1 protein-coding gene is annotated in these 305 nt (G+C 54.1%); it reads right to left on the bottom strand.

Features of this window, described 5'->3' with window-relative positions; genetic code table 11:
• Positions 1 to 305 (bottom strand): 3'-5' exoribonuclease domain-containing protein (locus AC1RPQ_RS08305; RefSeq protein WP_481762314.1); only part of this gene is annotated, 305 nt, incomplete at both ends.

Here is a 305-nt window from a genome sequence, read left to right as displayed (position 1 = left end):
CAATCATTCGCAGCAGCATCCGTGATTGTGAGAGCGCATCTTCCAGCGCATCATGTTTTGCGTCGGCCGCGTTCTCGTCCCAGATCACGGATTGCGGGTACTCGTGTATGAGAGCGCGCAAGCAGATTTTCTTTCGGTAGTGCCAAGGAACTGCGCCGTTCAACCAGAAGTCGATTTGTGCGATGTCGAAGTCGTTGCCGAGCGCCATCACATACATGTGCTCGGGATCAACAATGAAGTGATCGCGCACTCGCGCATCTATCGTGGTCAACCAGTAATCGGTCAGTTCGCGCTGGAACTGCTCA

Source organism: Dellaglioa sp. CoH-57-MRSF-21 (assembly GCF_056781915.1).
The sequence above is the reverse complement of the archived record's forward strand: the minus strand, read 5'-3'. Positions and strand labels throughout refer to the sequence as shown.